The sequence below is a fragment of the Lentimicrobiaceae bacterium genome, from assembly GCA_023227965.1.
Taxonomy (GTDB): Bacteria; Bacteroidota; Bacteroidia; order Bacteroidales; family JALOCA01; genus JALOCA01.
Map to the genome: position 1 here is coordinate 1 of JALOCA010000052.1, position 16382 is coordinate 16382.

The 16382-nt window shown below is 42.0% G+C and carries 9 protein-coding genes; all 9 read left to right on the top strand.

The features are described 5' to 3' along the window. Positions 1–868: hypothetical protein (locus M0R21_12755; protein MCK9618691.1), on the top strand; the 868-nt coding region annotated here is incomplete at its 5' end. Positions 869–1117: 249 nt separating this feature from the next. After that, entirely contained in the window at positions 1118–1729 is a 612-nt protein-coding gene (locus tag M0R21_12760; protein ID MCK9618692.1) for a sigma-70 family RNA polymerase sigma factor, read from the top strand. Between the two features lie 88 nt (positions 1730–1817). Then, a complete protein-coding gene (locus tag M0R21_12765) occupies positions 1818–3023 on the top strand; it encodes a FecR domain-containing protein (GenBank protein ID MCK9618693.1) in 1206 nt (401 codons plus the stop codon). A 140-nt stretch (positions 3024–3163) separates the two neighbouring features. Continuing rightward, positions 3164–6661 (top strand): TonB-dependent receptor, encoded by a 3498-nt coding sequence (locus M0R21_12770; GenBank protein MCK9618694.1) that lies wholly within the window; start codon positions 3164–3166, stop codon positions 6659–6661. 18 nt (positions 6662–6679) lie between these two features. After that, complete coding sequence (locus M0R21_12775; GenBank protein MCK9618695.1) at positions 6680–8413, top strand: RagB/SusD family nutrient uptake outer membrane protein; 1734 nt, start codon at positions 6680–6682, stop codon at positions 8411–8413. Between the two features lie 44 nt (positions 8414–8457). Then, the gene (locus M0R21_12780) at positions 8458–11496 is read left to right on the top strand and encodes a SusC/RagA family TonB-linked outer membrane protein (GenBank protein ID MCK9618696.1); all 3039 of its coding nucleotides are present in this window, start codon (positions 8458–8460) and stop codon (positions 11494–11496) included. 20 nt (positions 11497–11516) lie between these two features. Beyond that, the gene (locus M0R21_12785) at positions 11517–13250 is read left to right on the top strand and encodes a RagB/SusD family nutrient uptake outer membrane protein (GenBank protein MCK9618697.1); all 1734 of its coding nucleotides are present in this window, start codon (positions 11517–11519) and stop codon (positions 13248–13250) included. A 417-nt stretch (positions 13251–13667) separates the two neighbouring features. Next, positions 13668–15008: a hypothetical protein gene (locus tag M0R21_12790; GenBank protein MCK9618698.1), complete on the top strand. Its 1341-nt coding sequence runs from the start codon at positions 13668–13670 to the stop codon at positions 15006–15008. Positions 15009–15184: 176 nt separating this feature from the next. Next, the coding region (locus M0R21_12795) for a right-handed parallel beta-helix repeat-containing protein (protein ID MCK9618699.1) at positions 15185–16382 on the top strand (1198 nt) is incomplete at its 3' end.

Consider the following 16382-nt stretch of genomic DNA (forward strand, 5'->3'; position numbering starts at 1 on the left):
TTTCAGGACGTTTCTGGACAGTCTGCCATTCGAATCACTTCCGCTCCGTAAAAAAGAGGCAGTCTGTATACTAACCGATGGTCAAGACCAATGGGGCGTAGCCTATTCTACATATATTTTAGCAAAACAAGCCGGGTTTGATATCGAATTTCAACATGGCGATCAACCCATTAAGGATGCGCCCATGTACATTCTTCCGTCAATCAAAGGACTGTCTCTGATCAATCGCAATGAATGGTTGACTTTGCTTGATAAAGTAAAAAATGGAGCGATACTGTATGTCTCCTTCGATCTGGGCTTCCTCTCCCCTTTCCTTGAACCGGCAGGTATTGAAGTGGTTATGAGTCAAAACCGGAAAGAACAGGCAAGTTTTATATCCAATGACGGATCGATCAAATCGTTTTCGATGAATGCAGTACGTAAGTTGAACATTACAACTACGACAGCCAAGGTACTGGCTCATGAAAAGGATGACAACCCGATATTCACAGTTAATTCGTACGGGAAAGGGAAAATCTATTTCCTTGGATTCCCAATGGAGATGAATTTGACAAAAATACCGGGAGGATTTACAGAAAAACCTGACGAATGCTGGAAAGTTTATCAGACTATCGCAGCCGAAATTATAAAAGGAAACCGGACAGTGCAGAAAAACGATCCTTATGTGGGAATTACAGAACATGATCTGTCACCGGACGAGAAGGTTGTCGTATTGGTTAATTATTGTCCCGTCGATAGAGATGTGCCCTTATCAATCAACACCGAATGGAAAGTTGAGAAAACTCTTTATGGGAAGCTTCAGGGAAATTCTATGGTCAGACTAAATGCCAATGATGCCTGCGTATTACAATTAAAATATCTAAAATAAAAAGTTAACCAATCAAGGGTTGTCAATGCATTGTTTAGAGGCAGTAACATAGCCAGGTTCGGAGCTCTCAACAGTGAGATGTGTGGAAAAATATGCCCCTGCTACGCTATAAATGATATTAGGAAAAAAATCAATAATTCATTGCCGTATGGAGCCTGAATTTCCAGTAACCACAAGCTATGAAAATCGAATTTGATATTACTTTTAGTAAAATTAAATTTAGTCTTTATTAGGTATATATTTGATTACGTGACTGAAGAGTTAAGAAATATTCTGTGGATTAAGTTTAAGGATGGAGATAACGACGCCTTATCTAATCTTTATGTGGAGTTTGCTCATGAATTGTATTCATATGGACTTAAAATCGCAAAAGATGAGTATTTGGTTAAAGATTGTATACAAGAAACCTTCATCCAATTAATTGAGAGAAGAAAAATGCTTTCAATTACGGCCAGCATTCATATTTATCTTTTTAAATCCCTTCGAAACAGAATCCTTGAAGAATTAAGAACAAAATCCAAAAAACAAAACATTATTGGACAGCTATCGGAGAGGCATTATGAATACGAACAACATGCTGAGCAATTGATTATTGATTTAGAAGTAAAAAAAAACATTAGGGATACAGTAAGTTTATCTATTGCAAAACTACCCAGTCGTCAAAAGGAGATCGTCTATTTAAAATATACCCAAGGTTTTAATTACGATGAAATTGCAGAATTGCTCAATATTGATAAAGCCTCGGCCCGAACACTTCTTTATCGCTCGTTAAAATCTATAAAGGATCAATTGAGCAATAGCGTTCTCCTGCTTCTGTTTATTTTTAGCTCCTTTCCACATCGGCAACAACCTGATATTTAGTTTGTTTGTAAATATTGTCGAAAAAGTACAAATTTTTGTCTATAAAATTGGGCTCTGATCATTAATTAGTAGAGTTATTCCGATTTAAATGTCAAAGAATAAAAATATAACAGATTTTTTATCCTTAATTCAAGATGAAGCATTCATTAACCAGGTGAATAAAACAGAAAATCCGAATGAATTATTGGAAGAACTAGTAGAAAGGAATGCGGGAAACAGCGATTCAATCCGGTATGCTTTCGAATTTATCCAGGTCAATCTTTCGAATAGAACTGAAATGGGTTCGGAAGATTTTGATCAGATTTTGAAAAATATTCAGAATCATTTCAAAAGGAAAACATACTTGCCATATTTAAACTTCATTCCTCAATTGCGCATTGCTGCAATAATCCTTGTCATCATTTCGATTGGGTCACTAGTCATTTACCATCATTTTGCAAAAGATCCCCTGAGTCAGTTTGCCCAAAGTAATGCTACCGATAGCAATCAGGCAACGATTGTGCTTTCAGATGGTTCAACGCGAGTATTAAAAAACAATGATTCATTTATCGATTATAACTCAACTGACGGTGAAGTTCTTATTAAGAGCGACTATGAACAAAAAAAAATAGAAAACAAGAACAATATAAAGGATGCAGTTTTTAATCAGGTTGTGGTTCCTTGTGGACAACGGAAAAAAGTATGGTTAAGTGATGGGACATTGGTCTATTTGAATGCAGGAAGCAGCCTGACTTTCCCGGCAACATTTTACGGCAAAACAAGGGAAGTATACCTGAAGGGAGAAGGATTTTTTGAGGTAAGCAGAAACGAGAAAGTCCCATTCATTGTGAAGACTAATCATATTGATGTCAAAGTTATAGGTACAACATTTAATGTATCGGCATACAATGACGAGTGTATTGTCTCTGCGGTGTTGGTTGAAGGGAAAGTTGAAGTATCACAAAAGAACCAGATACTTGCAAACGATGAATTTACACTTGCTCAGGGGCAGGGATTATTTTATTCGGTAAACAGCAAAAATTCTGTCGTAAATGAGGTTGATGTTGATGATTTTGTCTTGTGGAAGGACGGATTGTTTAAATTTCATGATATGCCTTTAGTTGATATTGTACGTCGAGTTCAGAAGTATTATAGCCTGCCCATTCAAATAGACGGAGAAAAACTTGCGAATATCCTAGTGTCAGGCAAACTAGTCCTATCAGAAGATTTTTGTGAAGTCATGAAATACTTGTCTAAAACTATAGAGGGAAGTTATGAAAAAACACATGATGGCATTTATATCTTAAAACAATAGTACACCTAATTTATTAACCTAAATTATTTTATATGAGCTAACAATTCTGCTTTGTTATTAAAAAACCGATGGATGCGCTAACATCCACCGGTACAAGAAAAAGATTAAATCGAGTTAACAATTTTAATCATTACAAATTTATGAAAAAAAAATGTATCAAAGGAGGTGGCTATTTAAGTCATTTGCGAGGTTTATTATTAATCATGAAACTAACTATTATTTTGATTTTTTCGGGATTGATAACTGTTTCAGCATCAATTTATTCCCAGACTAAGAAACTAACGTTGGATTTGAACGATGTTTCAATCCTGAATGTATTAAAACAAATAGAGAAAAGTAGTGAATTTGTGTTTATTTACAAAAATGATGTGATCGACCTGAATAAGAAGGTCAATGTGAAGGTTGAAGGATCAACTATAGATGAGATTCTGAACGAAATATTTAAAGGTTCAGCCATCAAATATGAGATCATCAACAAGCAGATCATACTTACCCCTGAGAATCTCATTCCTTCAAAGGTTCCGAAATCTTTACAGGAAACGCCACAAAAAAAACCTGTCAACGGTAAAGTAACCGATGCCAAAGGAGATCCTATCCCCGGCACTTCAGTCATTGTAAAAGGTACTACAATTGGTTCGATAACCAATTCCAACGGAGAGTTTGAGTTCGATGTACCGATTGATTCCAGGATTCTTTCCTTTTCATTTGTGGGCTACAAACCTCTGGAAATCCCGATTGGCAATAAAACAACATTTAGTGTCATTATGGAAGAACAGATAATGGGTATTGAAGAAGTTGTAGCTGTTGGTTACGGTACAATGAAGAAGTTAACGATGACGGGAGCCATCAGTAAACTAAAGGGAGAATCGCTCCTTACTTCTCCGGTTTCCAACATTACAAATAGTATGCAAGGGAAAGTGACCGGAGTAACCTCTATTCAGACGAATGGACAACCCGGTTTGCAAACTGCCGATATCTTCATTCGTGGCCGCGCAACATTCGGCGATGCTTCAGCCATCGTGATTGTTGATGGAGTAGAGCGTCCTGATTTCGGATCGATGGATCCAAACGAGATTGAATCGATGACCGTATTGAAAGATGCTTCCTCTATTGCCATCTTTGGTATTCGCGGCGCAAACGGAGTAGTGGTTATTACTACGAAACAAGGCAAAGAGATGAAACCCAAGGTTAGTTATTCGGGTAATGTGGCTGCGAACTTGTACATTGATTTCCCCGAGCGGTTAGACGCCTATGAAACTGCAAAGTTACAGAATGTTGGCGCTCACAACAGCGGTAAAAGTACAGGGTGGAATTTCTACTGGTCAGATGCGGAACTGGAGCACTTTAAAAAACAGGATCTGCCTTACCAATATGCTGATGTGGACTGGATGAAAACGATTATCCGAAAATATAATATGCAAACCCAGCACAACATCAATGTGCAGGGTGGCACAAAGAAAGTAAAATATTATGTCTCTGCCGGATACATGTATACGGACGGCATTTTAAAAGAATTCCCTTCCACTTTGGGTTATAAAACCACAGACAGTTATAAGAAATATAACTTTCGTTCCAATCTGGATTACAATGTTACCAAGGACCTCCGTATCAGTTTGAAAGTGGGTGGTACAATGGAAAATATCTATCAACCCCATACAGGACCAAGCCTTGGTTATCTGTTCTATCAAGCGTTGAATATACCAAGTAACCGGTCTTCAGTTTACACACCGGATGGTCATTATGCAGTAGGGCTGTATACTCCGACCAGCGTTTATAATAATCCTGTCGCCGAAATAGCTCAAACAGGCTATAGCGATGCGCAAAGGAACAAATTAGAGACAAGCCTTGATATAGATCTAAAAATGGACTGGTTGACTAAAGGACTTAGCTTCAAGACCCTGCTATCTTATGATAACTCCATGAACTCCACTATAATGCAAAATGCAGCCTATGCCGCTTTCTATGTTGACAGAGTAACTGGAGTGGTGTATAAATCACCCAAAACCACTTATTTGGATGATACGGGCTTGAGCGCAGTAGTTGTAAATTCTGTGTGGGGTGGAAATGGTGCATTAGCATATAACCTGCAAAGCGGTTTTGACTATTCGAGAGAATTTGGCAAACATAACCTCTCAGGATTGGCCCGTTTCACCCGCCGGTGGACTGCGAACGCTTCCGCCGATGCGCCTTATGTTTATCAGGGAGTAGTTTCCCGTCTTACCTATAACTACGACAACAAATATTTACTGGAAGGAAGTGTTGCCTACAATGGTTCCGAAAACTTCCCGAAAGGCAAGCGTTACGGTATCTTTCCCTCCGGTTCGGTTGGCTATATTCTCTCCAACGAAAGCTTTTTTAAGGAGAATGTTTCCTATATGAACTTTCTGAAAATAAGAGGCTCTCTGGGTTTGGTCGGTAACGACAAATTAGCTGGTGGAGGTGGACGTTACCTTTATTTGGATGAATATGCTGTAGCGACAGGTACAGTAAACTGGGATAGGACTGGCGATTCACATCCGGGGAATCCTCACTATTTCGGACAACCCAATGCCCCTTCCAAATACGAAGTGTTGACACACAGTCGTATAGGCAACCCCACAATCACATGGGAAAAAGGATTAAAAGCCGACGTTGGTATTGAGACGGGTTTTTTTAAAGATAAAATCAAATTAACCGCTGATTACTTCTACGAAAAACGCAGCGATATTTTAATGACTCGCAGAACTTCTTTAACCTCGTATGGAGAGGATTATCCAAAAGTAAACAGGGGGATTGTTCAAAACCAAGGTTACGAGATTGAACTGAATATGCGAGATAAGTTTGGAGAATTCACCCTGGGCCTGACGGCTTCAATATCGCACCAGGCCAACAAGGTACTTGAGGCTGATGATCCGGGAAACGTTCCCGATTACCAAAAAGTGGCCGGTAAAAGGGTGGGCCAGTATATGGGATACTCCACCGCTGGTTTCTACAATTCACAACAGGAAATAGACGACAGTAATAACGGGGTAGCGGGCGCCTGGCCCAAAAACACACTGTCAAATGTAGTTCCGGGCGATCTGAAGTTTGTCGATTACAATCATGATGGAGTTATCAACTCGTTGGATAAACACCCCATTCTGACCAGTAACCTGCCCGAATACAACTATAGTTTCACCCCCACAATTTCATATAAGAATTTCACCCTTCTGCTAATGTTCCAGGGAACAATGAAGTCGATGAGTGATTACCTGTTGACCTACAACTACTTTGGTTATATGAAGGATTCGTGGACACCCGAAAACGTTGCAGCCGGTAAAAAGATCATCTGGCCAGCGATGCGTGACGACTGGAATGGTCCAGGTATTGACCCGGCTTATGCCAATGACTTCGTGATTAAATCGAACGCTTACCTGAAACTTCGCAATGTGGAATTTTCGTATCAGGTACCTGCCGAATTTGCAAAAAAGCTCTCCATGAGCTCGGTCCGTCTCTACATTTCAGGACAGAATTTAGCTACCTGGAGTCGTTTTAAGGATTTTTACCATGTAGATCCCGAGGTCTATATCGGTGGCACTAGCGGTCTTAATGCTTATAAAAGGGAGTATGCCTATCCATTGGCAAGAACCATCAATTTCGGTGTAAGTGTTCAGTTTTAATCATTAAAGAATATGTATATGAAAAATATAATTTTGTTTTTGGGGGTTATTGCCTCTTTATTCTGCACCACCTCGTGTAAAAAAGATTTTTTGCAGCGCGACATGGGGGTAGCCATTGACCTGGAAAAGGTCTTTTCCGATCCTGTATTGGCCGCTAAGTTAGGGGATGATTCTTACAACTACCTTTGGGACGATTTTTGTACGATTAGTGTAAACCCTCCGGGAAATACTGTCGTATCAGGCGCCGTTCGTGTCAACTGGTATTTTTCTGGCGAATGTCTGGAAAAAGGAAATAACCAGATGCAAGAATTGTACATCCAAAGAGGAATCTATTTGGAAGACAACACATTGGCTCTGACTGGCAATGAGAAGTATTCAGAAATTTCCGGAAGCTGGCAGCGTGCATACCAGGGGATCCGCAATACTTCGAAAATGTTGGAAAATATGGATAAAGTACCCTGGACATCTGATCAATCACCCGACCGCATCAAGGGGGAGCAATACTTTATCCGCGCCTTCATGTATTTTGAGCTGATCAAGCGGTTTGGCGGTGTTATCATTATCCCAAAGATGCTAAACGCCGAGGACAATGCTGACCTGCCACGCAATACTTACCAGGAATGTGTAGACTATATCATCGCCGAATTGGCCAAGGCAGAACCACTGTTGCCGCTGGACTACGATACCAATGCCTATGGGCGCGTTACCAAAGGGGCGGTAAAGGCATTGCGCTCGCGCGTATTACTTTATGCCGCCAGTTTTCGCGATAATCCTACAGGCGACAAAGCTAAATGGGCAACAGCAGCGGCAGCAGCAAAGGATATGATCGACAATATGAAAGACCGCTATCCATTAGAGTCAACCTATACCAATATCTTGAAGTATACTTTAAAAAATGAATTTATCTTGTGTATGCCCAAAGCTCAAAGAGGCAGCGATGACCTTGCGTGGGTTGTAATCCCAAATACCTCCGGAAGGGCAGGTTCATATGGTAACGCAATACCAACTCAAAAACATGTAAACATGTATGAGATGGCCAACGGCAAACCCATCACTGATCCCACTTCGGGTTATGATCCTCAGAATCCCTATGTTGGAAGAGATCCCCGTTTCTATGAAAATATCCTTTATAACGGAGCTCCCTGGGGAAGCAGGGCTATTGAAACCTGGAAATCGGTTGATGGTTCTGTATGGGGACTCGACTTGTCTCAAGGGTATGCTTTTGCGGGTTCCTATTTTGTAAGAAAGGTGTGGCCGGTTGAAAGACAATTGGGTGGAAGCAACCAGTATGTTCATTTTCCTATTTTCCGAATGGCAGAAATCTGGTTAAACTATGCCGAAGCACAAAACGAAGCGGTCGGACCGGATGCATCTGTCTATGATGCAGTAAATCAGATTCGCCGCAGGGCTAAGAGTGCAGCAGGGGTTGCTATGCCAGATCTTCCTGCCGGGCTTACACAAGTTCAAATGCGTCAACGCATTCGCAATGAACGGGCGGTGGAGCTGGCATTCGAAAACAGCAGCTGGTTCGATATCATGCGCTGGGGAATTGGTAAAGACATCCTCAACGGTCCCGAGAGACAAATGAAAATCACCAAAAATGCGAATGGAACATTCAGTTATGAAGAATATGATTTGCCGGCAGGATTCACCCGTGTTTTTGTCGAAAAGCAAAACTATTATCCGATTCCTCTGGGTGAGGTTCAAAAAAGCAGAGGGATTTTGAAGCAAAATCCGGGTTGGGGGATATAATAATTCCGACAAATGTGGAGAAATAATTATTAAAACGAAACCATATGAATGTAAAACTATATATATATGCCATATTACTACTTGCGGAAGGAATGATCTATTCGGGATCCCTAAAAGCGCAAGAGAAGGCTGCTACGGCAATAATTACCGGTGTTGTAGTTGACAGGAAGAATCAACCTGTTGCCGATGTTAAAGTAAGTATTCAGGAAAACAGAGGTGAAGTTTTCACAGGCAAAAACGGACAATTTGAGATAAACAGCAAAAACCTCAACGATCTTCTTGTGTTTGAAAAACAGGGTTATGCGCGTGTGGAAGTGATTGCAATGGATGTAAAATCCAAAGTCACACTCGAAACTACACCCATAGAAATGGGTGTTGACGACGATGTAAATATTCCTTTCGGAATTCGCAAAAAACGTGAAATCACGGGTGCCATCAGTACGCTGGACATGGATCAGATGCCGCATAACCTCACAGGTTCGATTTCGAACTACCTGCCTGGTCGAATACCGGGGCTGTTTGTTTCAGCTCCGGGTAGTGTACCTGGCAATAATGATGGTCCTCTCTTATCGCGTGGACTGGATGCCTATCCTGTTTATGGGGGCACTCATGTTACCACCCCATTATTAATTTTAGATGGTGCCGAACGGCCATTTACAGAGTTGGATGCGCAAGAGATAGAGTCGATTACAGTGCTGAAAGATGCGGCCGCAACAGCCTGGTATGGCGTACGCGGAGGCAACGGGGTAATTCTGGTCACAACAAAGCGCGGAAATGCCAATAAATCTGAAATTTCTTTCGATGCCTCCAATATCTGGAAGGTACCCGAATCAATGCCGAGAGTGGTGGATTCCTATTCAATGGCTACGCTGATCAACCAGGCATTGGCCAATGAGGGGGCAGCGCCACGGTTTTCCCAGGTACAATTGGATGGCTATAATGCGGGTACTGACCCATATCTTTATCCCAACAACAACCTGCCCAATCAACTTCTGAAAAACGCAACGCTCAGCCAACGTTTTGTATTGAACGCATCAGGGGGGAATAAAATAGCCAAATACTTCGTGTTGGGCAGTTATTACAATCAGGGCGGATTATTTGCCGGCACCCAACAGAAGGAGTTTGATTCCAACATGAATTACAAGCGTTACAATCTTCGAAGCAATGTTAATGTAAACGTAACCAAAGACCTGGATGTGGGCATGGACATTAGCCTCCGCCACGAAGACTTGCATCAACCGGGGGCAGGATGGTCAACAGTTTACAACAATATCATGGAGACCCCGGCTTTTGCCTATCCGCTGATCAACCCCGACGGATCATACGGAGGCAGTAGTACCTTCCAGCAAAATCCATTGGCACAGTTACAAAAAACTGGTTTTCAGTCAACCGTAACCCGAAATTTGTCATTTAACTTTTCGGCCAAATATAAAATGGAGGCTATTTTAAAAGGCCTGTCAGCCAACGCCTATTCTTCATACTACATATATCAGGATTTCACATCAGGTCAAACACAGAACTTTCAGGTATACTCCTACGATCCTACCCAACCAGCAGAAGCGCAATATAAGCGCTATGGCGTAGAGTCGCGTTTGGCCTATCGGACTGGCACATTGGCCAATTATACCCGTAATGTTGAATTTTGGGGAGGGTTTGACTACGATCGCAATTTCGGTGACCATAAATTAAATCTGTCTACAAAATACCAGCAGGGTATGAGGTCGATCCCCTTAACCTTTCCTATTAAATTTCAAGGAGTTTCTTTGAGGGCGTCCTATGGATACAAGAACAAATATCTGGCTGAATTTGTAAGCAGCTATAACGGAACAGAGGCATTTATGAAAGGAAAACGATTCGGATTCTTCCCTGCAGTATCGGCCGGATGGGTTCTTTCTGAAGAAGATTTTCTGAAAGGGTCGTCTTCTATTAATTATTTAAAACTGCGTGCATCGGTTGGTACAGTCGGATATAAAGGGATGGATGAATTTCTAACGTCCGATAGATTATTTCCTTACGAAGATCGTTATTTTGCCTATGGTGGTGGTTTCCCGTTTGGAACAGGTTTTACGGCCGCGCCACGAACACCGGCGCTCAGTTACCCTAACAAAAATATCACATGGGAGAAGGTGCAAAGGAAAAATGTGGGAATTGATATGCATTTATTGAACTGCTCGCTGGCGATAACCGCTGATGTATTTCAGGAAGACCGTACCCAAATCCTTACCGGGTCGCTGCTTCCTGCGATAATTGGACGCAGTCCATTTCCCATGAATGATGGCGCAGCCCAATACAAAGGGGCAGAAGGTTCTGTCAATTATTCTAAAAAGGTAGGTGATGTCAGCTTATCAGTCTATGGCAATTATACCTTTTCGAAGAACAAAGTAATCGCGATGAACGAAGATGCTGGAATACCTGACTATCAAAAGCAGGTAGGACGTTCGTTGAATGCAGTATACCAGTACCAGGCCCTGGGCCTTTTCCAAAGTGCAGAGGAGATCAAAAACAGTCCGAAGCAACAATTCGGGCTCTATGTAGTCCCCGGTGATATCAAATACAGAGATATTAACGACGACGGGAACATCAACAGTTTAGATGCCGTACGTTCTGATGACATGTTGAATTTTCCCACTTCTTTCATTGGCTTTGGCGGTTCGCTGAAGTATGCCGGATTTGACTTTTCATTCCATTTCTATGGCATTATGGGAGGTACCGAAAGCACTGCAGGAATCATCAACCGCGGGAATAACTCCAACGGTTATATCACCCAATACAGCAGTGAGGCCTGGACCACATCAAACACTAATGCAAGGTTTCCGCGCCTGTCTATTAGCGAACGTGCCAACAACACCCAGGCATCCACTTTCTGGAGACGGTCAAGTGATGAATTAACCCTGAAAAATGTAGAGTTGGGTTATACTCTTCCGATAGCAGTATCCAAAGCTGTCCATTTAAACAGTTGCCGGTTCTACCTGAGCGGCATGGATCTCCTTCGATTTGACCATCGTGACGGAATCTACAGTTCAGGAATAGGAGATTTACCCTGGATGCAATCTTACTCGATGGGTGTAAATATTAAATTTTAAGAAATTCTAAACTACAGATCATGAAAACAAATATAAAACTAGGATTACTATCCGTTGTGATGCTTGGACTTGGTCTCTCAGCATGCGACTACCTGGACAATCCAGTCCGTAATGAATCCATTACGGAGGATTTCATATGGACGCAGAGGGATCGGATCAAAGGGGTATCCAGTATAGCCTATACCTACTTAAACAGGGATATGTACAATCCTATTGACGGAGGTGGTGCCATGATGTCTCAGGCGTGTGATGAAGCGGTAAACTCCAACAGTAACTCATGGGTTAGAACCTTTACAAACGGGGTTTGGAGCCCAAACGTAACAATGGATGATATCTATAGCAACATGTACACGGGTATTCGTTATTGCAACTATGCTTTCGAAAATTTAGATAAAGGAAAAGCTTATATTTTACCCATTAATGCAACTTATATAAACGTTGACTCAACTATTGTTCGCTACAAGGCAGAAAACTACTTCCTGCGTGCCTACTTTTACTCCGAGTTAATTAAAAGGTTCGGCGGGGTTCCGATTGTAACTAATGTGATGAATCTAACGGATGATTTGAATTTACCACGAAATTCTGTTGACGAGGTGGTCACTCAGATTGTTCAGGATTGTGACAAAGCAGCCCGTTCTTTACCTAAAACAATGCGTAATTGGATGGATGCCAACGAAAGCAAAGAGCGTGGACGTGTTGGTCAGTCCAGCGCCCTGGCGCTAAAATCGCGCGTATTGTTGTTAGCTGCCAGTCCGCTTTGGAACACCACGGGCGATGTTGCCAAATGGCAAAGAGCAGCAGATGCATCTTTGGCCTGTATCCAGTTTGCTGAAGCAAATGCATCCAACATGGATCTGATGACATGGACAGATTTGACCGGAGATAAATTGTTTAATGCAACCAATTGGGAGACTAATGGGCCCAAAGAGGCGCTCTTATGGGGATATCCCACTAGCCGCAACGACATCGAACTAAACAATGCCCCTGTCAGCTATTCCGGCGCATTAGGCCGATGCAACCCCTCACAGGAGTTGGTGGATGCTTTTGAGATGAAAACCACGGGTTTGCCCATAACCGATCCGGCATCAAATTTTAATCCTCTTAGTCCATATGCAAACCGAGATCCGCGGCTCACGCTTGATATCCTGTACAATGGGAATACATTTAAAAGTGTATCTGTCGATACCTATGCCGCTGACGCTGCAGGGCTACCGGGTAAAGACGGTATAGGAAAAAATGTAAATGCTACACGTACAGGCTACTACATGAGCAAATTTCTTAATTCCAGTGTGGTATGGAATTCCAGTTCAAACGTGAGCAGAAGGCGTGCTCCCATCTTGATGCGTTATGCTGAAGTGTTGCTGAACTATGCCGAGGCATTAAACGAAGCACAGGGACCAGTAGCCGATGTGTATAAGTATATGAATAAGGTGCGTACCCGTGCCCAAATGCCTAATTTGCCTGCTGGTTTAACGAAGGATCAGATGCGTACCCGCATCCAGAACGAGCGTCGCGTTGAATTTTGTTTCGAAGAGATGCGTTTCTTTGATGTCCGTCGCTGGAAATTGGGCGCCACCTATTTCAATAAACCGATTACTGGTGTGAAAATCACAGTGGACGCGGCAAAGAAACCGGTCAGTTTTGAAAAATTCGAAGTTGAAAAACGCAAATGGGATGAAAAAATGAATCTCTATCCGATTAGTCAAAACCAGCTCTACAGGGCGTCTAAACTTGTACAAAATCCGGGTTGGTAAACTAATATGTTGAATTATAGCTACATAAAATAATTATCTAACAATTTTTTAAACCTTGGGCAAGTACCTTTTGGAGGGGAAAGCCCAAGGTTTATATTAGATTGTTTTAATCATAAAATGTGCTGAATGAAAATACTTCTTTTACTTAAGTCCTGATAAGAGTATGCAGTCCGATATGGCCCATAACTTGTGACTGACACTGAATTCCAAATTATCGGATTTACAAAATGCAATAATACATGAAAAAGTATTCGGCCTATTTATTAACATGCCTCAGAATTGTGGTGGGATGGCATTTCCTCTATGAAGGAATTGCCAAATTAATGAGCACAGGATGGAGCGCTAAAATTTACCTGATGGGTTCAACTTGGATATTTGATGACCTCTTTCAACAAATGGCCGCATCTCCCAGGAATAATGAAATTAGTTGACTTTCTGAATATTTGGGGACTTATCCTGATCGGACTTTCGCTGTTTGCCGGACTTCTGATTCGTTGGTCGTCCATTGCCGGGGCTATTTTATTGCTTTTTTATTATGTGGCTTATCCACCGGTTCCAGGTTATACGTTTGGATCAGTTACTGAAGGTAGTTACCTGTGGATAAACAAAACGCTGATTGAGTTTTTTATTTTGCTGATTTTTACCGCACTTCCGGTGGACTTTTTCTTTGGTTTCGACCGATGGATCAGGCGGTGGAAAGATGAAAAAGCCCACGTGCCTGCGCCCACGGTTAAAGAAGGCACCTCGTTTCAACGCCGCGAAATGTTACGCGATTTGATCAGTGTACCGATAATTGGTGCTTTTGCCTATGCTACCTATAAAAAGAAGAAATGGGACAGTTTTGAGGAAAAGTTTATGACCGGGAAGCCGGATGTCACTTCTGGCCCAACCCTAAAAAGTTTCCAGTTTGCTTCAATTGCTGACCTGAAAGGGGAATTACCCAAAGGATTAATCGGTGATCTGGGCCTTAGACGTCTGATTATGGGTGGAAACTTGATTGGAGGCTGGGCTCACGCGCGCGACCTGGTTTATGTGTCAAAACTTGTAAAAGCCTATCATACAGACGAGCGCATGATGATTACTTTACAAATAGCTGAGCGATGTGGAGTTAACGCGATCATTACTAATCCTTCCCTGGGTCGGATCATGAATAAATACTGGCATGAAACAGGTGGAAAAATAAAATTTATTTCTGATTGCGGACATAAGGATGGTTTCCTGGAAGGGACTAGGCAGACTCAACACGCAGGCGCTTCAGCAATGTATTGCCAGGGCGGGGATGCTTACCGTCTGGTAATGGCCAGTAAGTTTGATGTAATCAGAAAAGGACTTGAATTAATCCAGAGTTATGGAAAACCCGCTGGTGTAGGAGCTCATCGCATAGAAACCATTCAGGAATGTGTAAAACTAGGCATCAAACCTGATTTCTGGGTAAAAACCCTGCACGAACTCAATTATTGGTCAGCACAAGTCGATACCGATAGAAAAGAGCCAATTGAACGTGGGTTTCAAGACAATATTTTCTGTTTGAAACCGCAGGAAACCATCGATTTCATGAATGGATTGGAAGAAACTTGGATCGCTTTCAAAGTGCTGGCCGCAGGAGCTATTGAGCCTAAAGATGGATTCCAGTGCGCGTTTGACAATGGAGCAGACTTCATCTTTGTAGGAATGTATGATTTTCAGATTGTGGATGATTGCAATATAGCTTTAAATTCATTGACAAATATAAAGAGGGCCCGGCCATGGAGAGGATAAAATTAAAGGAGAGGCTGCATTTTTAGATAACCTCTGAATGAAGAGTAAAATAATTAATAGTGAGTTTAAACTAATTAGATCGCAATTGGATGTCTTTTTACACATAAACCGGAATATCTCCGGTTCGAAAAATTCAAATTAGATTTTTAAGTTATACTAAATGGGGAGATTATATTATGAAAACAATAGCATTAATTATTGCTTTGGCAATGGCACCTTACCTTGCAATGGTACCTTGCTTTGCAACTACGTATTATGTTGCTCCAAATGGGAGTAATAGTAATAATGGAACTTCTGTCGGAACTCCATTTCTTACAATTCAAAAATCTCTGGATGTAGCAATTGCTGGGGATACTGTTAATATTATGGCAGGGACTTATCCTGAAGCACTTGTTTTAAAAACCACTGGCTCTTCTTCTGCCAGGATAACAGTACGGAATTATAACGGGGCTTCAGTGACTGTTAGTTCTGGCAATTCCAAAGCTCTGCGGGCTGGCGGTCGAAGACATTATTACGTCTTCGATGGCTTGAGATTCATCACGGATCATATGGTTTACGATGCTCCCTATGATAATGATTTCACTTTGGATTTCAAGGACGTGATATGGGACGGCAATACTACTGACGCGGGAAACTGCGGATTCATTGTGCGCAACTGCTATGTCGAGGGAGCCATACGGATCTATGGGCATGGCATTCTGGTGGAGAATTGCGAGCTAAACGGGAAATCGTTATGGAGAAACGGGATAATGGACGGTTATACTTCCTCCCATGACAACATTTATAGAAGGAACACTATTTATGGGTATAAAGATCGCGGCGTGTGGTCGATGCAATATACGGATAATATCCTCATCGAAGAGAACATCATCCATGATATTTATAATCCGTCGAATGGGAACAGCATCCAAGCCGGCGTCGACTGCGACGGGGCTGGCCACCCTGTCACTCGCTGTATCGTGCGCAAGAACACCATCTATAATGTGGGCGGACGCTTGGTCGAGATGGAGAATAGCTTCAACAGCGTGGTCGAGGACAACATCGGTCATGACTCGAAACTGATGGGCATCCACTTCATCAATTATGGGTTAGGCTCTGCTGATTTCACCTCTGATGCCGAGCATCGGACCACGAACACCAATTCCATCGTCCGAAACAACATCGTCTATAACACGACCCAGGACGGGATCATTATCAGGGCTGCACCTGGCACAAAGATCTATAACAACACCATCTTCAATGTTTCCGGCACTAAAGGATATTATGGGGCGATCTCCCTGATTGCTTACGGGGGTTATTATAGCCACAACGTGGATATCCGTAACAACATAGTCATGCAGGGAAAACCTTGGGCGATTTATATCGATCAGCCTT

Bases quoted from the DNA above. Each gene is read 5' to 3' on its own strand.
- M0R21_12765 (MCK9618693.1), top strand. From the start codon at position 1,818: ATGTCAAAGAATAAAAATATAACAGATTTTTTATCCTTAATTCAAGAT.
- M0R21_12770 (MCK9618694.1), top strand. From the start codon at position 3,164: ATGAAAAAAAAATGTATCAAAGGAGGTGGCTATTTAAGTCATTTGCGA.
- M0R21_12775 (MCK9618695.1), top strand. From the start codon at position 6,680: ATGAAAAATATAATTTTGTTTTTGGGGGTTATTGCCTCTTTATTCTGC.
- M0R21_12780 (MCK9618696.1), top strand. From the start codon at position 8,458: ATGAATGTAAAACTATATATATATGCCATATTACTACTTGCGGAAGGA.
- M0R21_12785 (MCK9618697.1), top strand. From the start codon at position 11,517: ATGAAAACAAATATAAAACTAGGATTACTATCCGTTGTGATGCTTGGA.
- M0R21_12790 (MCK9618698.1), top strand. From the start codon at position 13,668: ATGAAATTAGTTGACTTTCTGAATATTTGGGGACTTATCCTGATCGGA.